This is a genomic window from Nocardia sp. IFM 10818, from assembly GCF_054655275.1.
In genome coordinates this window covers 3,605,611-3,626,023 of sequence record NZ_BAAHJH010000001.1, presented here as the reverse complement: position 1 = coordinate 3,626,023, position 20,413 = coordinate 3,605,611, and the positions used below count along the sequence as shown (strand labels likewise).

Below are 20,413 nucleotides of genomic sequence, written 5' to 3'. Positions count from 1 at the left end.
GCGGTCACGGCGAATGCGGCCGCTCGCCGGGGTCGATGCGCGGACCGGCGGCGCGGCCGCATGGCCGATGGCGGGCGGCCCGGCCGACGACCACACGCGGCTCCCCCGCATTCCGTGGCGCGGCCACACGCGGCAGTGCGACGATCGTCGGCACCTCAGATTCGCACCGCTCGTTTCACCGCAGGAGGCCGTGATGCCGCCGAGGACTCGCCGCCGTCACCCGACCCAGCAGCGCGCCCAGGCGACCCGCGACCACGTCCTCGCCACCGCGGCCCGGGTGTTCGGCGAGCGCGGCATCGCCGAGACCTCCACCAACCGGATCGCGGCCGAGGCGGGCGTGAGCATCGGCACGGTCTACCGGTACTTCCCGGACCGCGCGGTCATTGTCGACGAACTGCTCGAACGCATGCTGGTCAGCGCCGAACAGCGCTTCACCCACTGGATGTCGACCCGCCCGCAGCAATCGATCCCGGAACTGCTCGACCGGGTGCCGGAGCTGGTCACCGAGATCCTGGAGGTGTTCACCGAGGAACTGGTCGCCAATGCGAAGCTGGTGCGCGCGCTGATCGCGGGGGTGCAGTTCTACAGCAGCGGCATTCCCGAATTCGAGCCGCGGCTGCGGCTGCTGGTCAAGGTCCTGCTCATCCAGATCCTCGGCCCCGGGGACGATCATCGCTACGACATGATGACCTTCGTGCTGGTCAATACCGGCTTCGCCGCCGTGCTGCGGGCTTCGGTGCCGGAGGTCGACGATCCGGAACGCCGGGAGGCCATCGCCATGACCGCACAGATGATGGGTGCGTGGCTCGAGGCCGAGGTCCGGGCTTCTCATCTCACAGCGACCCCCCTCCACCCACCAGCCAGGGATTGAAGGTGCACTCCAGGTTCGGGAACCGGACCGGATCCAGCGCCCGCAGCGCGATCGACAGCGCGCGTGGGGAGTACATCATCGTCAGGTGATCGGAGACATCGGTTTCGCAGCCGTCCTGCAGCAGGATGTTCTGCACCGTGGCGCCCGGGCCCGCCTTCAGGAAGGTCAGGTCGTAGGGATTGGTGACCTCGTCGTAGCGGGTGGCGACGGAGGTGTAGTCGACCCCGGCGACGGTATCGCCCGCGGCGTTCAGCCGGTTCACGAAATCCGAGCCGACGGTCTGCTGGATTCCCGCATGGCCCACGAAGATCTCGATGAAGCCGAGGATGTCGATGCCGAGATTGTTGATCGCCCGGCCCAGCGCCCCGATGCCCACCAGCGAGGTGCCGTGATGGGTGGCGCCGTAGGTGATCAGCTGCCCGACCTTGGCCGCGCCGCCTTCGAACTTGGTGTACCAGTTCGACATCGAGCCGCCCTGGGAGTGGGCGACGATGTCGACCTCCGCGGCGCCCGTCGCCGCCAGCACCCGATCGACGAAGTCGGCCAGCTGTTTCGCCGAGTCCTGGATATAGCCGGTGCCCATGGTGCCCGGTAGCACCGAGCCCACACCGCCGCCCTCGATCAGGTTGGCGCGGCCGTAGTTCAGCGTGAACGTGCAGAAGCCCGCGTCCTTGATGGGCTGACCCATGTACGCGAATCCGTTGAAGGCGTTCATCCAGGTGCCGTGCACCAGCACGACGGGCCGGGGATGCTCCGGCGTCGGCTTGCAGTTCCAGTCGTTCGCCCCCGGCGGCGTGGCGTCCGGGTTGAGCAGGCCGTAGCCGAAGGCCGCGAGCCAGGAGGTCATGACCGGTCCCCGGCCCACGGTGTCGGAGGCGTAGCCGCCCGAGGAGCCCGAGCTCGAGCCGGAACCGCCGTAGCAGTCGCCGGATCCATTGCCCGATCCCGCGCCGCTGCCCGAGGTGCACGCCGATCCGGAACCCGCGCTGCCGGAGCCGGCGACCGGTCCGGCTTTCCGGCCGGCCGCGATGTAGTCGGCCAATTGCTGTTCGGTGGGCGCGGATTCGGGGGCGGCCCCGGCGACCTGGCTGCCGAGGCCGACGGCCAGTACCGAAACCCCGGTCAGCACCGCCGCTTTCACTGTCCCGCAGCGGGTTCTCCGTCGCATTTCATGCCTTTCACGCAGCCTGTTGTGGATTCGATTTCGGCTGCCCGGCAAGCAATTTCGGCATCCGAAACTGCGCTCACGCTAGAACTGCCCGGGATATCGCATAAGGCGCTCGCACGGACTCTGGCAGACCTCACCAATTCGCCTCGGGCATACGGTGAGAAATACAGAGCAGAGAATGAACAACCCGGACCGTCGGCAATCCGATCGATCATTGACCGACTACGCCGAAAGGACGCGACAATGACCAGTATCCTGCCGACCGCGGCCGATCGGGCGCGCGCATTGATCGGCCGGCGTTACCGGTGTGCGGCGCCGTTCCGGGTGGAGCGCGAGCGCATTCGGGAATTCGCCCGCGCCGTACAGGCCTACCATCCGGCGCACTGGGACGAAGGCGCCGCGGCGCGACTGGGATTCGACGCGGTGGTGGCGCCGCCCACGTTCGCGGCGCTGATCTGGCAGCAGGCACGCCGGGATATCCTGGAGACGCTGACCACCGGGTATCTCCTGGATCGGATCGTGCACGTCGACCAGACCCTCGACATCGGGCGGCCGCTGCTCGCCGGGGACGTGCTGACCTGCGATGTGTACGTAGAGTCGTTCCGGCACTTCCATTCCTTCGATGTCATCACCGTCACCGGGGTGCTCAGCGATCAGCACGGAGCGCCGGTGCAGACGGGGTCCACCGCCCTGCTCGCGCACACCGGCTCGCACCGGGACGCCGCCGAGCGGATTCCGCTCGCCCCACCGGGTTTCGTCACGATGGCCGACGCCGCGGCCACACCGGTCCGGCAACGCCGCCACCCGCACACCCGCGTCGAGTTCGACCGGCTCGCCGTGAATGCCGTGCTACCCGCCGCGAGCGCCACGCTGACCGCCCGGGATCTGGTGAATTACGCACGCGTGGTGGGTGATCCGATCGAGGATGCGGTCGCGGACCCGCGCACCGCCGGTCGGCCCGCGCTCATCGCGCCCGGTCTGCTGGTGCTGGCGCTCACCACCGGCTATCTCACCTCGTGGACCAGCGATCCGGCCGCGGTGACGAAGTATCGCGCCGAATTCGCCAACCAGGTGCACTATCTGGCGGTGCCGCCGGTCGACGGGGCCGAGCTCGAGTTCAGCGGCCGGGTCATCGCCTGTGATCGCCGCCGCCACACCGCGACCATCGCGGTCACCGCGAAATCGCAGGGGCGCAATCTTTTCGGCTACGCGAGCGCCGAAGTGAGTTTCGCGGCGACCACCCGGCGGGGCTGAGCGGCGGAACCCTCGGCCCGCGGCCGTCGCGCGCCTCGTCGCGGGCGAGTGCGCGGTCGCGCCGTCCTCGAATCTGCGGGCCCGCACCTCCGGTCGCTCGAGGTACGCGTGCAATTCCTCCCGAGCCCGCGCCCCCGTCGCCGGTCAGGTCGGAGCGCTCGAAGACGTTCCAGGACCGCAGCACCGGCCGCAGCACGATGTCCACGCGCTGGCGCAGGTCGTACCGTGCGCAGGTGGTCGTCGAGTTGCGTTCCGGCGACCGGATTCAATTCGCGCGGAATGGTTTCGTCGGTCAGTGAGTCGGTCATTGCTTGCCCGCACAGGGTGGCGCCGGATCAGGCGTGCTCGGCGCCGGGCAGGTCGAGCGTGCGCATCAGCAGGGCCGCGCGGGCCAGGGAGATTCCCTCGGGGCAGCCGAGATCCAGTCCGGTGAGCCGGTGGATGCGGCGCAGGCGGTGCGTGACGCTATTGGGGTGCACGCCGAGCCGGCGCGCGGTCTCCATGCGGTCCAGGCCGCTGGCCAGGAAGGCGCGCAGCGTGCTGAACAGGCGCGGAGCCGCCTGGATCGGGGTGAGCAGCCCGGCCAGGTGATCACGGGCGGGTCCGGGCGTGGTCAGCTGATACTCGACCGCCAGATCCGCCATGCGGTAGACCCCGGGTGGGCGGTCCAGGGCGCGCACGAGGTCGAGCAATTCGTGCGCGCGCGTCGCCAGCTCCGGGATGTGGTCGGCCGGACCGGAGAGGACCACGGCGGTGAGCGGCGCGGCCGCCGCCTCGGACAGCGAGCGCAGCGCGTCCGCGTCCATGGCGAACACATCGCCGAGTTCCCGTCCCGCGGCGGCGTCGCACGGTACCAGGATGGTTCCGCCCGCCGTCGTCAGCAGGGACAGCGCGCGGGAGCCCAGCACCGGAGCGAACGCCGATTGCAGTCGCCGCAACCGGCGCAGCGCTTCGGTTTCCACATTCGCCCGCGGATCGTCGGTGATCGGCGGCGCCGGAATGCTCAGCGCCACCACCTGATACGTCGCGGCAATGGCGATGCCCGCCTGCCTGGCCAGCGCCGAGCGGCTGTGCCCGCTCAGCAGCGCGGCCACCAGAGTCTGTGCGGCCGTTTGGTGTTCGCGCGCCACGAATCGGTATTCGTCGACGAAGGCGGCGGTCGTCGCCACGGTCACCGTCTGCAGCAGCCGCAGCAGCGTCTCCGCCTGGCTCACCGGCACACCGCCCTCGCCCGGATGCTGCCCGGCCGCCAGTTCCAGGCCACCGCGGATGGCCTCGTGGTATTCCAGCAGCACGCGGTCGAGCTCCACCCCCTCGCGCGCCCATGTGGCCGCCGCCTCGGCGAGTTCCATGAGCCATTCGGTATCGCGCGGATCCGGCGCGCACACCGCGCGGGCCGCCGGCGCCAGGCATTCCCGGATGCGGGCGTCCAATTCGCCGAACATCGGCCGGTCGGCGCCGAATCCCGCGAGATGCTCGACGAGTTTCGCGGCGAAGGCGTCATCACCGGATCGCGGGCGCGGCCGATCGGCGGCGGATGGCGCGGTCGCCGCGACGGCAGGCACGCTGGGCTGGCTCATCGGTCATGCTCCTGTCAGCAGGTGCGCGGTGGCCTCACGCTAGGAGCCGGACCGGCCGTGCCGGGAGCGTCGCGGCGATCTTCGTACAACTCACAGAATCCGGCGCATCCCGCTGTGACGCTGCCGAATACGATCACGCGGAGTCGGGCCGCTCGTCCTCGCCGGCCGTGTGCGCCTCGTTGAACGAGCGGGCGATGAGCGCCGAACGCAGTTGCCACAGACCGGATGTCGCGGTGGGGTCGAGGCCGGTGAGCCGGCCGATGCGCCGCAGCCGATAGTCGACGGTATTGGTGTGGATGTGCAGGGTCCGGGCGGTGCGCTGGCGATTGAGGTTGTTGCTGATATGGCTGCGCAGGGTTTGCAGCAGCTCCGGGTGCGCATCGAGCGGATCCAGCAGTGAGCCGAGGGTTTCGCGGCCCGGTCCCGGCCGGGTCAGCTGGTATTCGAGGGCCAGATCGGCGAAGCGGTACACGCCGGGCACGCACCGCAGGCGCTGCACCATATCGAGCAGTTCGTGGGCGCGATCGGCGGCGCCGGGCACCTCGGCCACCGTCGCGGTCACCACCGTCGCGGTCACGGGCACGCGCGCGGCCGCCGACAGCCCGGCGACGAGCTCGTCCAGATGCGCGTCGCCCTCCGCCGACGCCGGGATGAGGATCGTCCCGCCGTCAACGCTGAGCAGGGCGAGCGCGCTCTCCTCGCATTGGGTGGCGAGTTCGGCCTGCAGGCGGCGCAGTTTGCGGCGGGCGACGACCTTGCCGTCGAGCATCGGATGCCGCTCGTCCGGATGCTTCGGGATATCCAGCGCCAGTACGAAATACTGCTCGGCGAGGGCGATTCCGCATTCGCGGGCCATGGTCGAGGTGGGATAGCCGCCCAGCAGCGCGGAGGTCAGCGTGTGCACGGCCGTGTGATGCTCGCTCACCACCGCCTTGTGCTCGCGGACGTAGGCGCGGGCGACCGTCGCGCTCATGGTGTCGAGCAGTTCGATCACCAGTTTCGCGCCGTCGATCAAGTTCTTGTGATCCTGCGCTGTCGCGTCCGCGACGATGAGATCCATGCCGACCTTGAAGCCCTCGTGAATGGAATGCAGGATCGTGTCGATCGGCACGCCCTCGCGGGCCCAGCCGGCGGCGGCCGCGGCGAGCCGGTCGGTCGTGGCCGGAATATCGTGCCCGTCGAGCATGCCGACCGACAATTCCAGGCACAGCCGGGTCACGGCGGTGACGTCGCCGGAGATGATGTCACCGGGCAGGGTGCCGCACGGGATCACATTGTCGACGAAGTGGCCGACCATGCGACGCGACACCGTCCGGACATCCTGCAGAGGTGTGGACATCGGCTTTCCGGAGACGGTGAGCCCCGCCCGAGTTGCCCCATTGGTTGTCATCGTCGACTCCCTTCCGCCCGATTGCTGCGGTATTGACGGTGATCGAACTCTAAAGTGATCAACCGCTCATCTTCTACTCCTCTTTGGCGGGCGGGCCGAGGACCGCGAATCATGGTGGTGGCCAGCGGATGAGCCATCGATCGCATGGTTGCGCAGCGGCCTCGCCGTCACGGTTCGAGAGATCCGCTCACTTTTCGCGGTGCTCACACCCCGAGGGCGGCGGCGAACATCGGCCAGGAATTGTGCAGATCCTGCTGCCAGTACTTCCAGGAGTGGGTGCCGGTCTCCCGCAGGTCGAACACGGCCGGAATGTCCAGCTCCCGGAAGCGATCCCGCAGCTGCCGGGTGCACAGGTGGGTGGCGGCGTCGAGCAGGCCGCCGACGAAGAGCTGATCGAAAAGCTGCATGGGATTGCCGTTCACGCCGGGCGCGCTCAAGGTGTCGAACTGGCCGGGCCGGCCGGTGCCGGTGGCCACGAAGATCGCGATATCGCGCAGTTCGGCGGCGCGCAGGTAGGGATCATTGGCGGCCCAGGCCGGATCCCCGGGTGGGCCCCACAGGTTGAGCGGATCACCGCGCCGCGAGGCCACGATGGCGTTCACCATGGCCTGACCGGCGAAATCGCTGGTGCGCACGCAGCCGCTGTAGGAGCCGATGGCGCGATAGCGGCCGGGTGCGGCCAGCGCCAGCCGGAAAACCGCGGAGCCGGCCATGGACAGTCCCGCAACGGCATTGGCGCCGCTGCCGCCGAACGCGGTGTCCATGATCGGCGGCAGCTCCTCGGTCAGGAATGTCGTCCACAGCTGCCTGCCCAGGACCGGATCGTCGGCGCGCCAATCGGCGAAGAAGCTGCCGGCGCCGCCGATGGGGACCACCACCGTCACCTGCTTGTCGGCGAAGAACCGCTCGGCATCGGTCTCGGTGAGCCAATTGCTGCCCTCGCTCCACACCCCGGTATCGGCGCCGCCGTCGACGCCATTGAGCAGGTACAGCACGGGAGCCGGCCGCGAATCATCCGGCGCCGGAAGCACCGCCACCGGAATGTGGCGGCCCATGGCCGCCGAGTACACCGTCAGCTCGAGGACCCGGCCCGGGCCGCGCGCCGCGGCGATCAACCGGGCGCCGCCGGGGGCGGGCCGGGCGGCGGCCATCGCCCGCTCCGGCGCCGGTGCGTCGACCTCGAGCACCGGTTCGGCCGGCGCCGAACCGGTGGCGCCGACCAGGAGAGCGATCAGGCACGCGAGGATCGGCTGAATAGTGGTGCGGAATCGTCGGTCCATACGGATAATCACGGATGCCTCACCCCTGAACACGCGGGAACTGGTGCGGGCGAAGCTATGCGGGGAATTCGGCCGCCGACAGCCTTATCGGCGGCAATCGTGATGGCCCCCAGGAAAAGACCGCCGCCACTGTGACAGCGCTCAGACTCCGCGGCCGGAGTCGCACCCGGTCGCGGCGCGGCCCTAGGGTCGATGTACTCGCCGTTCCCGCGGCGGGGAGGTGAACACCGTTGTTCCCGCGCACGCCGGGCTGCCTGCCCAATTCCCCTCCCGGCGAGCATATTCCGCCGCCGGTGAGTCGCAGGATCGGGTCCTCCGCCCGTCGCAGTCCGGGCTCATCGGCGGTGGACACCGCCGAACGCCGCTGTGTCACAATGCCGGACCACGCCGGCAGGGCGCGATCACAGATTTCGGTCAACTCACCGACCCGGCGGCCGCTCACCGGTTATCAATGGATGCCCGCCGATTCAGAGGTACGAATCGGCTCGTCAGGGACGGCAGAGCATTGGTTACCACCATCTTCGATATGACCGCGGATTTGCCGATCGCGCCGGGAGCCGTCCGGGAGCTGCTGCTGGATCCGCAACTGTATCCGCGGATTCTGCGTGGCGTCGGCGCGTGCGAGCAGGCCGATACGGTCGACGGGAAACCCCTGTGGCTGATCCGCATGGGCGCCGCGGGCGGGGACATCCACATCCGCCGGGCGACCCTGCTGGTGGATCGCCAGGGCGGTTTCGCACTGCGGTGTGTGGACACCGGCGGTCTGGTCTCGGTGCGGCTGCGCGAGCACGAGGAGCGGACCCGGGTCGCCCTCACCTTCTACCTGATCGGCCGCGTGCACCCCATGCTGACCGACATGCCCAATTCCGAGGTCACCGCGTGGGTGCACGCCGGGCTGGGCCGGTTGGTCGAATTGGTCACGGGCTCACAGACCTCGGTGGTGACCAATGCCGAGTCCACCGGGCTGCGCAGTCGTCTCCAGGTGGCCGGGCAGGTCGTCTCGACCGGTGTCGTGCGTTCCGTGCGGCCCGTGCGCAGCGCCAAACAGCTCGGCGGACTGTACAGGTGGGGATTCAATCTGGCGGGCGGCTATGCCGCCGCGGCGGCGTACACGCCCGCCCGGACCGCGGTGGTGGACGATCGCGGAACGCGGACCTTCCGGGAGATCCACCAGCGCAGTCATCTGCTGGCGGGCGCCATGGCCGGGCTCGGGCTCGGCTCCGGTGACGCCATCGGGCTGCTGGCGCACAATCATGCCCGGATGGTCGAAACCATGGTCGCCGCGGGCAAACTCGGCGTCGACGTCATCCTGCTCAATGCGGGACTCTCGGCGCGCGCCCTCGAGGAGATCGTGCAGCATCACCGGCTGACCACCCTGTTCGTGGACGGCGAGCTGGACCACCTCGTGCACTATCTGCACGCCGATATCCGCCGCTACCGCACCGACGCCACGGCGCCCGGGCACACCACCGTCGACGATCTGATCGCCGTGGGGCGCACCAGGTTCCGCAAGCCGGTCCGGCCCGGCCAGCTGGTGGTGCTCACCTCCGGCACCAGCGGGCTGCCCAAGGGCGCGCGGCGGCCGCACGCCAAGGGATTCGCCACCATCGCCGCCCTGCTGTCGCGCATCCCGTTCCGGATGAACGAGACCATCCTCATTCCCGCCCCGCTGTTCCACACCTGGGGACTGGCGGCGCTGCAATTGAGCACCGCCCTGCGCGCCACCGTCGTGCTGCCCGATCACTTCGACGCCGAGGACTGCCTGCGGCTGGTCGCCGAACACCGCGCGACCACCCTCATCGTCGTCCCCACCATGCTGCAGCGCATCCTCGACCTGCCGGTTCCCGTCCGCGCCCGCTACGACACCGCCAGCCTGCGCATTGTCGCCAGCTGCGGCGCGCCCCTGGCCGCGGCGGCGGTGCTGACCTTCATGGACGGCTTCGGCGATATCCTCTACAACGTCTACGGTTCCACCGAGGTCTCCTGGGCCACCATCGCCACCCCCGACGATCTGCGCGTCTCCCCCACCACCGCCGGCCGCCCGCCGCTCGGCACGAAAGTCGCCGTCCTGGACAAGGACCGGCGCCCGGTGCCGGTGGGCGCGACCGGTCGCATCTACGTCGGCAATCACATGCTCTTCGACGGTTACGTCAACTGCCCGCCGCCGGACGAGGCCGACGGCCTGCTCGACACCGGCGACCTCGGCTACCTCGACGTCGCCGGCCGGCTGTTCATCGCCGGGCGCGGCGACGAGATGATCATCTCCGGCGGCGAGAACGTCTTCCCGCGCCCCGTCGAGGAGGCTCTCGCCCACCTCCCGCAGATCAGCGAGGTGGCGGTGGTCGGCGTCCCCGACCACGTCTTCGGTCAGCGCCTGGCCGCCTACATCGTCAAACGCGAAGGCGCGGGCCTGGACTCGGACATGATTCGCGCCTACATCCGCAATCGCCTCAGCCGCTTCAGCGTGCCCCGCGACATCGTGTTCCTGAGCGCCCTCCCCCGCGGCGAGACCGGCAAGGTCCTCAAGCGCCTGCTCACCGGCGCGCCACCCGATCAGCCCGCCGCCTGATCGGCGCTCAACCCCACAGGCGACGGCACGGCAGCGGCCGCAGCCCGGGCCGGATCTTGCCGTCCACCCTGACGCTGAGTCCGATTTGCGCCGCGGCGGTGGCGAATTCCCACGCCTCGGCGTATGTCGCGGCGTATTCGAGAATCATTCCCGCCCAGCCGAAGTCGACCACGACCCGGCGATCCAGCACCGCCTGGAGTCCCCCGAACACACGATTGTCGAAGCCTTGCATACCCGCACGCTCCTTCGCACTCCGTCCTCATCCGACGGTAAAGCGATGCTCGCGCGAACTGTGTTACCTCCCGGGCCCTTTGGAGATATCACAGTGACTTCGGGTACCACCTTGTGTCGACTCGCCGGCCTGTCCGGATCAGGCCCGAGTGCAGCTGGTACCGGCGGGAGCGCCGGCGAAGCGGTCGGCGATCCAGTCGAGGGCGGCGCCGGAGCCCGCCGTTTCGGCGGTGACGTGTTCGGTGCCGGGGTATTTCACGTAGGTGACCTGCACTCCGCGGGTGCAGTAGTCGGCCACGAGCTCATCGGTTTTCGGGGTCACGGCGATCTGGTCGGTTTCGGCGGTGAAGAGGTAGAGCGGGGCGTTCGGCGTGCCGTAGCGGCCCGCCTTCAGCGTGTCGAGGACCGCGGCGACCTCGGGTTCGCCCAGGGGCCAGATGCGATCGACGGTTTTGTCCTGGACGAAGGTGAACGGGTAGGCGGACAGGATCTGGGTTTGGCACATGCCCGAAAGCGACTGTTCCAGTTGGGGATCGGTGAAATAGGCGGGAATGTCCAGTTCCGGGTAGGCACGGGCCAGGCCGTAGGCGGAGGAGAAGTCGATGCCGGAGAAGGCGCCGCCGTTCATGAGGGCGGCGGAGGCGGCCATATCGGTGGGGAGGCCGCCCGCGGCGGAGCCGACGATATTCAGTTCGGGGGCGTAGTCGGCGGCCAGTTCGGCGGCGAATTCGGTGCCGCGGGCGCCACCGGAGTAACCGAACAGGGCGATGGGGTCGGCGGCGGTGACGCCCGCCGGGTCGAAGTTCACCGCGGCGCGGATGCCGTCGAGGGTGTTTCGGCCCTCGACATAGCCTGCGGCGAACTGGTTTTCGGGGCCGAGGTAGTCGGGGACGACGACGGTCCAGCCGCGGTCGAGGGCAGTGCCGAGGTTCAGGGTCTCCCCCACCATGCCGGTCGAGGCCATGTAGCCGAAGCCGGCGCGCAATTGGTAGGAGGGGTTGCACCGGGTGTCGAGCGCATCGATCCAGGGCTGGAAGGCGAGCAGGCGGGTGGGTCCGGCGGTGACGGGTTTGATAATGGTCGCCATGGTGGTCCAGGGCTTGCCCTTGGTGTCCTGGCTGACGTATTTGACCTGCCAGGCGCTGATCTGCGCGCGAGTCGGGATGTCGAGCACGGCGACCGGGCGGCTGTCGACGATGCTGCCCATGCTCGCGCCGGATAGGTCGGCCGGCTGATCGTAGAACGGGTCCTGTCCGGGCAGCGGTGGCGCGCCGGGGGCGGCGAACGCCGGCGACGCACCGGCGACTCCGGCCGCGATCGTCAGAATAGCAATCATTGAGCGAATCACATGACGAGCCATAACTCGGCAGCGTACGTGCCCGTCTCGGGCGAACTCCACTGACACGCACGGCCTGTAGCGACCGACACGAGATTCAGCCGTGGCGCATGATGGTCCCGCCGCGTGAGAGCCGCCACGCGACGGGGAAACAGCAATTCCTCAGCAGCCGGAAAGGCTCAGCGGAAGATGAGCGCTCCGATGGTGTCCTGATGGCGGTAGCGCAGGTATTTCTCGACGGTATCGGCATCGACGGCGGCGGTGGCGGTGGCGAAGGTGATGACCAGGAATTCCTTCTCGCTGCCGTCGCGCCACTTGCCGGTTTCCCAGTCGGCGATGTAGCTGCCGGGGTTCAGGCGGATGTCCTTGTCGTCGAACTGGCCTTCGGCGCCGGAGGCCTTCGAGGCGTCGCCCATGCCCAGGACGTACTGGGTGAGCATGAGGGCGCCGCCTTCGGCCTGCCAGACCAGTTCCGCGCTGTACTGGCAGCCGAGGCTGGTGAGTTTGCCGGTCTCCTCGACGGGGGCGCAGTCGGTGTAGTCCTGCCCGGTGACCCAATCCGCTTGCAGGGCAACGTCACCGAGCTTGAAGTTCCAGGCGCCGCTGTATTCGGTGTAGCTGAAGTGGTTGCCCGCGGGGGCGGCCTTGGTGGTGGTCGTGGTGGTGCGGCGCGTGGTGGGAGCGGCGGAGGTGGTCGATGCCGTGGTCGTCGAGGAGGTCACGGCGGCCTGTTCGGAATCGCCGCCGCGGGCGAACACCACGATCGCGCCGACCGCGACCGCGAGCACCGCGACCACGCCGAGCGCGATGCCGACGATCAGCCCCGTATTGGATTTCGGCGGTGGCGGCGGGTAGCCGGGCTGCTGCGGATAGCCCTGCTGCGCATTCCAGTCCGGCTGAGCGGGCTGACCCTGCCACGCTCCCTGCTCCGGCGCGGCGCCGGGCCAGGCCGGTTGCGCCGGGTACTGCGCCGGCGGCGGTGTCGTGGGCCCCTCCCACCACGCCGCGCCCGGTTCCGGCTGCTGACCGTGGGCATTCGGATCGCCACCGAATCCGGGACCGGTCGGCGGTCCGGGGGGATACGTCATCTCTCAACCTTTCGCAGTTACCGCGACCTCCCCGGCGCGGCAATGGTTACCGAAGCGTATGACGCGCGCCCGGCATGATCCAATCGCAGGGTGACCACCAGTGATCTCGTCGTCTGCGGATCGGGCCCGGCGGGCCGGGCGCTCGCGCATCGGGCGCTGTCACGGGGACTATCGGTCACGGTGATCGATCCGCAACCACACCGGCGCTGGACCGCCACCTATGCGGCCTGGGCCGATGAGCTGCCCGGCTGGCTGTCGCCGCAGGTGGTGGCCGCCGCCGTCGACCAGCCGGTGGCCTGGGGCACCCGGCGGGCCGAATTGGATCGTCGCTACGTCGTATTCGATACCGCGGGGCTCCAGGATTCACTCGATCTCGGAGGAGCGCGGATCATCGCGGATCGGGTGGTCGAGATCGCGGGCCCGTCGCGCAGCGGGCACGCACTGGATCTGCCCTCGGTGCGGCTGGCCTCCGGCACGGTGCTGCCGGGCGGACGCGTGATCGACGCGCGGGGCGTGCCGCGCTCCCCCGCGCTCGCCGAGCAGACCGCCTTCGGTGTGGTGGTCGAGCGGGAGCGCTGGACCGCGGACGAGACGCTGTTCATGGACTGGCGCCCCGACAATGGCGCGGATCCCGCTGCGCCCCCGTCATTTCTGTACGCGGTGCCGCTCGACGCGGACACCGTGCTCCTGGAAGAGACCTGCCTGGCCGGTCGCCCCGCCCTCGACCTCACCGATTTGCGCACCCGCCTCGAATACCGATTGCGTTGCCGCGGAATCCCTCTCACCGGCGCCGAACGAATCGAGCGCGTGCGATTCCCGGTGCACGGCGGGCGGCCCGGTCCGCACGCCTTCGGCGCGGCAGGCGCCCTGGTGCATCCGGCCACGGGCTACAGCGTGGCCACCGCCCTGCGCCTGGCCGATGCCGCCATCACCGGCGACACCCTCTGGCCCGCCCCGGCTCGCGCCGTGCACCACCTCCGCAGCGCAGGCCTGCGCGCACTGCTATCGCTTGCCCCGCAGGAGGTTCCACTGTTCTTCGATGCCTTCTTCACCCTGCCCCCCGACCGGCAACGCGCCTACCTCTCCGGCCGCGACGATCTCGACGGCATGATGAGCGCCATGATCTCGGTCTTCGCCGCGCTGCCGTGGCGGATGCGCCGCACCGTCGCCGCCGCCTCCGTCGGGCTCGGTCGCGCGGCCGAACGATGAGTTGGACGCTCACCCCATATTCTGGGGCTGGTACGGGTGCGGAGCCGGGCTCAAGATTAGGCCGTTGAATTTCCGCTCACGCCGGGAGTAATGCGCCTATGTCAAGCCACAGCACCGATTCCGTCGTTCTGTCCGTCGTCATACCGGTGCTGAACGAAGAAACCGGTATCGCCGCAACCCTCGACCGATTGATCGGCCAGGAGGCGGTGGATGAAATAGTCGTCGTGGACAATGGATCCACCGACGACACACTGAAAATCGCGCTCCGCTACCAGGAGTCCGATCCCAGAATTCAGATCGTCACCGAATCGCGCCGCGGCCTTGCCCGGGCACGCAATACCGGATTCGACGCCGCCCGCGGCGAATTCATTGCCCGCACCGACGGCGACACCCTCGCGGACCCCGCCTGGGCGGCCACCATCCGCCGCCATCTCACCGACAACGCCGAGACCGCCGCGGTCACCGGCATCACCACCTACCACGACTCCCCCGTCGGCTTCTTCCTTCGGCTCGGCTTCTGGATCCAGGACCGCCGCGGCAAGCTCGGCGGCCGCGTCGGAAATATGCACGGCCCGAACATGGCCATCCGGAAGACGGCCTGGGAGCAGATCCGCGACCGCACGAATACCGCTCCGAATGTCGTGGAAGACCTGGATCTCGCACTGTGCCTGACCATTCGCGGCCTGCGCATCGATCAATTGAAGAAAATGCGCGCCACCACATCGGCACGCCGCCGCCGGACAAATCCCGGCGATTGGTGGCGATTCCAGCTCTCCGGCTTGCGGACCATCGAGGAACACGGCTACGAGGTGCTCCCCTATCATCGCGCCGTGATAACGGGAGCATGGCTGGCGCACACCGCGCAATGGCCGATCTACCTTTTCTGGGATTTCGACCGGCGCCGGTTCACGCTGCAACCAACCAAAGCACGAGCAATTTCCTGAGCACAGCCCCAGTTTTCGGGGCAGCATCGAGTGGATGAATGATCGCGCGCCTCTCGCCCCGGCCCCCAGCCGGCGACCGCTCCCCGGCGGATGTGAGAGAGCCGGGGATGCGCAGGCGGGCCACCCCACCGGGGGCGGGCGGCGGCTCGGCATCGGAGTGGTCGATGCCGAGCCGCCGGGCCTCGCCAGGGAATCGAGTTCGGGGTCTTACAAGGTGTTTCGGGTCAGTGGTTCGATCGCTCCGGACTCGGCGATGCGCAGCGCGAGCTCTTCGAGCAGGCGACCGGCCTCGGACATGCAGACCTCCGGATCGGATTCGATGTCGGTGAGCGCGAAGGCGTCCTCGAATCCGAAGCGGCGCAGCATGGTCCGGGCCACCATGAGCCGACCGGAGACCGCCAGCACGGGCACCTCGGCGCGCGCCGCCGCGCGGGCGACGCCGATGGGCGCTTTGCCGTGCAGGGTCTGCTCGTCGAGGGAGCCCTCACCGGTGATGACCAGGCGGGCGCCGCTGAGCAGGGCATCGAAATCGACGTGCTCGAGGATGATTTCGACGCCGGGACGCAGGGTCGCCCCGAGGAACGCCATGGCTCCGAAGCCCACGCCACCCGCGGCCCCGGCGCCGGGCCGGTCGGCCAGATCGACGCCGAGATCGCGGCGGGCGACCTCGGCGAACCGGGCCAGGCCGCGTTCGAGCTCGGCGAGTTCGGCTGGGCCCGCGCCCTTTTGCGGGCCGTAGGTCTGCGTGGCGCCGTTCGGTCCGAGCAGCGGGTTGTCGACATCGGAGGCGATGGTGACCGGAACCCGGATCAGCTCGCTCAGGTCGATGGTCTCCAGTCGCGCCAGCGCCGCGCCGCCGGGCGGCAGCGGCTGCCCGTCGGCATCGAGCAGCCGCGCCCCGAGGGCGGTGAGCAGGCCCGCGCCGCCGTCGGTGCACGCGCTCCCGCCCAGGCCCAGCAGAATCCGGCGCGCCCCGCCCTGCACCGCGGTGCGGACGAGCTCACCGGTGCCCGCGCTGGTGGCGGCCAGCGCGGAGGCGGGGGTCGGACCGCCGGGCAGTCGCCGCAGCCCGGAGGCTTCGGCGAGTTCCACGACGGCCGTCTCGTCGCGCACCGCGTAGGAGGCGACGACCGGATTGCCGACCGGTCCGGTGACGGTGGTCTGCAGCCGGGAGTACCCGGAGGCCACCAGTGCGTCCACGGTCCCGTCGCCCCCATCAGCGACGGGAACGGTGAGCACCGGCAGCTCCGGGCGCACCCGGCGGAGTCCGGCGGCGAGGTGCGCGGCGACCTGCGGGGCGGTGAGCGAGCCCTTGAACTTGTCCGGGGCGATGATCACATGCCCTTCCTGCCACCCCTTGCGAGCACCGCCGCGCACCCCGATCACCGTGCGCTCCCAGCCGATTCGTACTCCGCCGCACCGGCCGCGGCCGGGGACAGCGCCGCGATGGCGGTGGGTGCGTCCACGACCGAATCCGCGAGCTCCTCGAATTCGTTGATGCTGTCGATCTCCAGGCCCATCGACACATTGGTGACGCGCTCGAGGATCACCTCGACCAGCACCGGCACCCGGTGCTCGTCGCGCAGCCGCTTGGCCTCCTCGAACGCCGCGCCCAGCTTGCCGGGTTCGGTGACGCGAATCGCCTTGCAGCCCAGTCCTTCGGCGACCTTCAGGTGATCGACGCCGTAGACGCCGAGCTCCGGGCTGTTGATGTTCTCGAAGGACAGCTGCACGTAGTAGTCCATGTCGAACTGCCGCTGCGCCTGACGGATCAGGCCCAGGTAGGAGTTGTTCACCACCACGTGGATGTAGGGGATGTTGAACTGGGCGCCGACGGCCAATTCCTCGATCAGGAACTGGAAGTCGTAGTCACCCGAGAGCGCGACCACGGTGGAGTCCGGGGCCGCGGTGGCGACGCCCAGGGCGGCGGGCAGCGTCCAGCCCAGCGGACCGGCCTGTCCGGCATTGATCCAGTGCCGCGGCTTGAACACGTGCAGCAGCTGCGCCGCCTGGATCTGCGACAGGCCGATGGTGGTGACGTAGCGGGCATCGTTGCCGAAGGCCGCGTTCATCTCCTGGTAGACCCGCTGCGGCTTGATCGGCACCGCGTCGAAGTGGGTCTTGCGCAACAGGGTTCGCTTGCGCTCCTGCACCGTGGCGGCCCAGGCGCTGCGATCGGGCAGCGGGCGCTCCTCCACCAGGTCGCGGGCGACCTCGAGGAAGGCGGCCAGTGCGGCGCCCGCGTCGGAGACGATGCCGAAATCGGGGGCGAAGACCCGGCCGATCTGCGTCGGCTCGATGTCGACGTGCACGAAAGTGCGGCCCTTGGTGTAGGTTTCGATACCGCCGGTGTGGCGGTTGGCCCACCGGTTGCCGATGCCGAGCACGAAGTCGGCCTCGAGCATGGTGGCATTGCCGTACCGGTGCGAGGTCTGCAAACCGACCATGCCCGCATGCAGCGGATGATCATCCGGGATGGTGCCCCAGCCCATCAGGGTGGGAACCACCGGAACACCGGTCAGCTCGGCGAATTCCACGAGCAGATCCGCCGCGTCGGCGTTCACGATGCCGCCACCGGCCACGATCAACGGCCGCTCGGCCGCCATCAGCATCGCGATCGCCTTCTCGGCCTGCGCGCGAGTGGCGGCCGGTCGGTGCACCTCGAGAGGCTCGTAGGTGTCGATGTCGAATTCGATCTCGGCCAGCTGCACATCGATCGGCAGGTCGATCAGCACCGGCCCCGGACGCCCGGACCGCATGAGCTGGAACGCCTTCTGGAAGGCGCCCGGCACCTGCGCGGGCTCGAGCACGGTCACCGCCCACTTGCTGACCGGCGCCGCGATCGAGGCGATATCGACAGCCTGGAAGTCCTCCTTGTGCAGCTTGGACACCGGCGCCTGCCCGGTGATGCACAGGATCGGAATGGAATCCGCACTGGCGGAATACAATCCGGTGATCATATCGGTGCCCGCCGGCCCGGAGGTGCCGATGCAGACGCCGATATTCCCGGCGGCGGCGCGGGTGTAGCCCTCCGCCATGTGCGAGGCCGCTTCCACATGCCGGGCCAGCACGTGCTTGATCCCGCCGTGCGCGCGCATCGCGCTGTAGAAGGGATTGATCGCGGCGCCGGGCAGCCCGAATGCCTGTGTCGCACCCTCTTTCTCGAGGATCAGCACCGCCGCGTCCACGGCTCTCATACGTGCCATTTCAGTTCTCCCGGTTCCCGTGTGCCAATGGACGCTCCGACCACCGAGGCGGTTCGGCCGGAGCGGAAGTGTGCACCCACCCCGCGGGCAGCCGGGTGCCGCACAGCGTGTGCGACTTCTCCGGCGCCCGCAGGTCGGTGGCGGTGATCACGCCTTGCCCTTACCGGACAGCGCCTCCGCCACCAGCAGCAGCGCGGAGTGGTCCAGCGAGCCGTGACCCATGGCCCGGCCGGCGGCGATGAGCTGCGCGGTGAGCGCGCCCATGGGGATGGACACCTCGGCGTCGCGGGCGGCGGCGAGGATGATGCCCATGTCCTTGTGGTGCAGATCGATCCGGAAACCCGGCGCGAAGCTGCGCTCCACCATGGACTTGCGCTTGCGCTCGAGGATGGTGCTGCCCGCCAGGCCGCCGGCGAGGGCGTCCAGGCCCTTGGTGGCATCGGCGCCCAGGTTCTCCATGAGCAGGATGGCCTCGGCCACCAGCGCGTAGGTGCCGCCGACCACGAGCTGGTTGGCGGCCTTGACGACCTGGCCCGCGCCATTGGGGCCGACCAGGGTGAAGGACTTGCCCACGGCCTCGAAAATCGGGGTGGCGGCAGCGAAGTCGGCCTCGGCGCCGCCGACCATGATGGACAGCACGCCCTCGATCGCGCCAGGCTCACCGCCGGAGACCGGGGCGTCCAGCACCCGCAGGCCCTTCTTGGCGCCCTCGGCGGCGGTCCACCGGGCGGTCTTGGGGGTGATGGTGGAGAAGTCGATGTAGAGGGCGCCCTCGGCGGCGTGCGAGAGGATCTCGACGAAGACCGCCTCCACATGCTCGTCCTGCGGCAGCATGGTGATGACGATGTCCTTGTCGCGCACCGCTTCCGCCGCACTGCCCGCGGTCGCGCCGCCGGCGGCCTTCAGCTTCTCCAGGCCCGCCGGATTGAGATCGAATCCGGTGACGTCGTGTCCGGCCTTGACCAGGTGACCCGCCATGGGGCCGCCCATGATGCCGAGGCCGATGAAACCGATCTTGCTCACTTGATCCACTCCCAATCCAGTTCAGGGTCTTTGTATTCCAGGCCGATGTAGCCGTCGTAGCCGGCGGCGTCGAGGGCGGCGAAGAGCTCGTCGAAATCGAGCACCCCGCTGCCGGGCCGGCCGCGGTTCGGCGAGTCGGCGATCTGCACGTGGCCGAGGTATCCGGCGTAGGTGTCGATGACCTGGGTCAGGTTCTCGCCCATGCGCGCCAGGTGGTAGAGGTCGCACAGGAACTTCACGTTCGGCGCGCCGACCTCGTCGATGATCCGCGCCGCATGGGCGGCGGAGACGATCGGATAGTCCTGCGACTCATAGGCATTGAGGGCCTCGAGCAGCACCGTCGCGCCGATGCGGTCGGCGGCGGCAGCGGCCAGGCGCAGATTCTCCAGCGCCAGCTCGTCCTGCTTGGCCGGATCCTCACCGGCGATCCGGTTGCCGTACAGCGCGTTCAGGGCCTTGCAGCCGGTGCGCTCGGCAATGCCGACGGCCACCTCGATATTGTCGCGGAAGCGCGTCTCCTCCCCCGGCACGGAGACGAGGCCGCGACCGGCCGGAATGAGGTCGATGAAGTTCAGTCCGACCAGCTGCACTCCGGCGTCGGAGAGCGCCGAGACGAATGCGTCGATATCACGATCGGCGGGCGTGGGATCCTCGCCGAAGGGCCACCAGAATTCGACCGCGTCGAATCCGGCCGCCTTGGCCGCCGCCGGGCGTTCCAGCAAAGGCAGATCGGTGAACAGAATCGAACAATTGACGTCGAATTTCCGGGGCGCGCCCCCGGCCGTGTATTTCACTGCTTTCCTTCGCGATAGGTGGTCCAGCTGCCGAATTCGGTGATGTCGAACAGCTGCGGATACGAGACGGGCGGACGGCGCAGCACCATGGACAGCACCGAGCGGTGGTCGTCGAGCTCGATGACGCCCAGCTCCAGCTCCGGCGGTTCGGCCGGAAGCAGGCTGGTCCGCAGCACCTCCATGGGTACGTCGAACAGTTCGCCCTTGATGGGCGCGCCGCCGTCGGACACCGGGGCCAGGCCCGGGAAACGGTCGCCGACCGAATAGAACCGGTAATTCGGCGTGGTGGTGACCTCGCCGGCGAAAGGCGCTCCCGCCAGCAGGTGGTTCAGGGGGCCGCCGCGCATGGCGCCGCCGTTCAAAAAGATAAGGGGCATCGAAATATTCCTTCCTCCCCGTGCGTACGAATTATGCTGACTACGGTGTCGGCTCCGACACGACAGATCGGCTCAATCGTGTGATTCGATCCG

Annotated in this window: 17 protein-coding genes; 5 read left to right on the top strand and 12 right to left on the bottom strand. The window is 69.2% G+C overall.

The features are described 5' to 3' along the window. Positions 1-193 precede the first annotated feature (193 nt). Positions 194-871: a TetR/AcrR family transcriptional regulator gene (locus ACYQ5L_RS16615; protein ID WP_459958567.1), complete on the top strand. Its 678-nt coding sequence runs from the start codon at positions 194-196 to the stop codon at positions 869-871. On the opposite strand, the gene ACYQ5L_RS16610 is transcribed toward ACYQ5L_RS16615, so the two are convergent. After that, the gene (locus ACYQ5L_RS16610) at positions 834-2,039 is read right to left on the bottom strand and encodes an esterase/lipase family protein (protein ID WP_459958564.1); all 1,206 of its coding nucleotides are present in this window, start codon (positions 2,037-2,039) and stop codon (positions 834-836) included. The genes ACYQ5L_RS16615 and ACYQ5L_RS16610 overlap by 38 nt on opposite strands. 243 nt (positions 2,040-2,282) lie before the next feature. On the opposite strand from ACYQ5L_RS16610, the gene ACYQ5L_RS16605 reads away from it, so the two are divergent. After that, a complete protein-coding gene (locus ACYQ5L_RS16605) occupies positions 2,283-3,293 on the top strand; it encodes an FAS1-like dehydratase domain-containing protein (RefSeq protein WP_459958561.1) in 1,011 nt (336 codons plus the stop codon). A 335-nt stretch (positions 3,294-3,628) separates the two neighbouring features. Here ACYQ5L_RS16605 and ACYQ5L_RS16600 read toward each other — a convergent pair whose 3' ends face one another. The 3 genes from ACYQ5L_RS16600 to ACYQ5L_RS16590 form a co-directional block, all read right to left on the bottom strand. Next, positions 3,629-4,873, bottom strand: coding sequence for a PucR family transcriptional regulator (locus ACYQ5L_RS16600; RefSeq protein WP_459958558.1), 1,245 nt, complete (start codon positions 4,871-4,873; stop codon positions 3,629-3,631). Between the two features lie 133 nt (positions 4,874-5,006). Then, complete coding sequence (locus ACYQ5L_RS16595) at positions 5,007-6,263, bottom strand: PucR family transcriptional regulator (RefSeq protein ID WP_459958557.1); 1,257 nt, start codon at positions 6,261-6,263, stop codon at positions 5,007-5,009. 203 nt (positions 6,264-6,466) lie between these two features. Then, positions 6,467-7,543, bottom strand: a complete 1,077-nt coding sequence (locus ACYQ5L_RS16590; RefSeq protein ID WP_459958555.1) for an alpha/beta hydrolase — start codon at positions 7,541-7,543, stop codon at positions 6,467-6,469. Positions 7,544-8,069: 526 nt separating this feature from the next. On the opposite strand from ACYQ5L_RS16590, the gene ACYQ5L_RS16585 reads away from it, so the two are divergent. Beyond that, complete coding sequence (locus ACYQ5L_RS16585; protein WP_459958553.1) at positions 8,070-10,112, top strand: AMP-binding protein; 2,043 nt, start codon at positions 8,070-8,072, stop codon at positions 10,110-10,112. Positions 10,113-10,119: 7 nt separating this feature from the next. Here the strand turns inward: ACYQ5L_RS16585 and ACYQ5L_RS16580 are convergent, their stop codons facing one another. From ACYQ5L_RS16580 to ACYQ5L_RS16570, 3 genes are all read right to left on the bottom strand, one after another. After that, positions 10,120-10,344 carry a hypothetical protein gene (locus ACYQ5L_RS16580; protein WP_459958551.1) on the bottom strand — a complete coding sequence of 75 codons (225 nt, stop codon included), beginning with the start codon at positions 10,342-10,344 and terminating at the stop codon, positions 10,120-10,122. Positions 10,345-10,482: 138 nt separating this feature from the next. Further along, a complete protein-coding gene (locus ACYQ5L_RS16575; RefSeq protein WP_459958549.1) occupies positions 10,483-11,679 on the bottom strand; it encodes a lipase family protein in 1,197 nt (398 codons plus the stop codon). Positions 11,680-11,858: 179 nt separating this feature from the next. Next, positions 11,859-12,767, bottom strand: a complete 909-nt coding sequence (locus tag ACYQ5L_RS16570; RefSeq protein ID WP_459958547.1) for a hypothetical protein — start codon at positions 12,765-12,767, stop codon at positions 11,859-11,861. A 90-nt stretch (positions 12,768-12,857) separates the two neighbouring features. On the opposite strand from ACYQ5L_RS16570, the gene ACYQ5L_RS16565 reads away from it, so the two are divergent. After that, entirely contained in the window at positions 12,858-13,976 is a 1,119-nt protein-coding gene (locus ACYQ5L_RS16565) for a lycopene cyclase family protein (RefSeq protein ID WP_459958543.1), read from the top strand. 98 nt (positions 13,977-14,074) lie between these two features. Beyond that, positions 14,075-14,920, top strand: coding sequence for a glycosyltransferase family 2 protein (locus ACYQ5L_RS16560; RefSeq protein WP_459958540.1), 846 nt, complete (start codon positions 14,075-14,077; stop codon positions 14,918-14,920). A 207-nt stretch (positions 14,921-15,127) separates the two neighbouring features. On the opposite strand, the gene ACYQ5L_RS16555 is transcribed toward ACYQ5L_RS16560, so the two are convergent. From ACYQ5L_RS16555 to ACYQ5L_RS16535, 5 genes are all read right to left on the bottom strand, one after another. Beyond that, entirely contained in the window at positions 15,128-16,306 is a 1,179-nt protein-coding gene (locus ACYQ5L_RS16555) for a glycerate kinase (RefSeq protein ID WP_459958536.1), read from the bottom strand. Continuing rightward, positions 16,303-18,126, bottom strand: a complete 1,824-nt coding sequence (gcl, locus tag ACYQ5L_RS16550) for a glyoxylate carboligase (protein ID WP_459958534.1) — start codon at positions 18,124-18,126, stop codon at positions 16,303-16,305. The genes ACYQ5L_RS16555 and gcl overlap by 4 nt, the downstream gene beginning before the upstream one ends. A gap of 147 nt (positions 18,127-18,273) precedes the next feature. Continuing rightward, positions 18,274-19,149 carry an NAD(P)-dependent oxidoreductase gene (locus ACYQ5L_RS16545; protein WP_459958530.1) on the bottom strand — a complete coding sequence of 292 codons (876 nt, stop codon included), beginning with the start codon at positions 19,147-19,149 and terminating at the stop codon, positions 18,274-18,276. Beyond that, on the bottom strand, positions 19,146-19,943 hold the full coding sequence (locus ACYQ5L_RS16540) for a hydroxypyruvate isomerase family protein (RefSeq protein ID WP_459958528.1): 798 nt from the start codon (positions 19,941-19,943) through the stop codon (positions 19,146-19,148). The genes ACYQ5L_RS16545 and ACYQ5L_RS16540 overlap by 4 nt, the downstream gene beginning before the upstream one ends. After that, on the bottom strand, positions 19,940-20,320 hold the full coding sequence (locus tag ACYQ5L_RS16535) for an allophanate hydrolase-related protein (protein ID WP_379193506.1): 381 nt from the start codon (positions 20,318-20,320) through the stop codon (positions 19,940-19,942). The genes ACYQ5L_RS16540 and ACYQ5L_RS16535 overlap by 4 nt, the downstream gene beginning before the upstream one ends. Positions 20,321-20,413: the final 93 nt, after the last annotated feature.

Bases quoted from the DNA above. Each gene is read 5' to 3' on its own strand.
- ACYQ5L_RS16615 (WP_459958567.1), top strand. From the start codon at position 194: ATGCCGCCGAGGACTCGCCGCCGTCACCCGACCCAGCAGCGCGCCCAG.
- ACYQ5L_RS16610 (WP_459958564.1), bottom strand. From the start codon at position 2,039: ATGCGACGGAGAACCCGCTGCGGGACAGTGAAAGCGGCGGTGCTGACC.
- ACYQ5L_RS16605 (WP_459958561.1), top strand. From the start codon at position 2,283: ATGACCAGTATCCTGCCGACCGCGGCCGATCGGGCGCGCGCATTGATC.
- ACYQ5L_RS16600 (WP_459958558.1), bottom strand. From the start codon at position 4,873: ATGAGCCAGCCCAGCGTGCCTGCCGTCGCGGCGACCGCGCCATCCGCC.
- ACYQ5L_RS16595 (WP_459958557.1), bottom strand. From the start codon at position 6,263: ATGACAACCAATGGGGCAACTCGGGCGGGGCTCACCGTCTCCGGAAAG.
- ACYQ5L_RS16590 (WP_459958555.1), bottom strand. From the start codon at position 7,543: ATGGACCGACGATTCCGCACCACTATTCAGCCGATCCTCGCGTGCCTG.
- ACYQ5L_RS16585 (WP_459958553.1), top strand. From the start codon at position 8,070: ATGACCGCGGATTTGCCGATCGCGCCGGGAGCCGTCCGGGAGCTGCTG.
- ACYQ5L_RS16580 (WP_459958551.1), bottom strand. From the start codon at position 10,344: ATGCAAGGCTTCGACAATCGTGTGTTCGGGGGACTCCAGGCGGTGCTG.
- ACYQ5L_RS16575 (WP_459958549.1), bottom strand. From the start codon at position 11,679: ATGATTGCTATTCTGACGATCGCGGCCGGAGTCGCCGGTGCGTCGCCG.
- ACYQ5L_RS16570 (WP_459958547.1), bottom strand. From the start codon at position 12,767: ATGACGTATCCCCCCGGACCGCCGACCGGTCCCGGATTCGGTGGCGAT.
- ACYQ5L_RS16560 (WP_459958540.1), top strand. From the start codon at position 14,075: ATGTCAAGCCACAGCACCGATTCCGTCGTTCTGTCCGTCGTCATACCG.
- gcl (WP_459958534.1), bottom strand. From the start codon at position 18,126: ATGGCACGTATGAGAGCCGTGGACGCGGCGGTGCTGATCCTCGAGAAA.
- ACYQ5L_RS16535 (WP_379193506.1), bottom strand. From the start codon at position 20,320: ATGCCCCTTATCTTTTTGAACGGCGGCGCCATGCGCGGCGGCCCCCTG.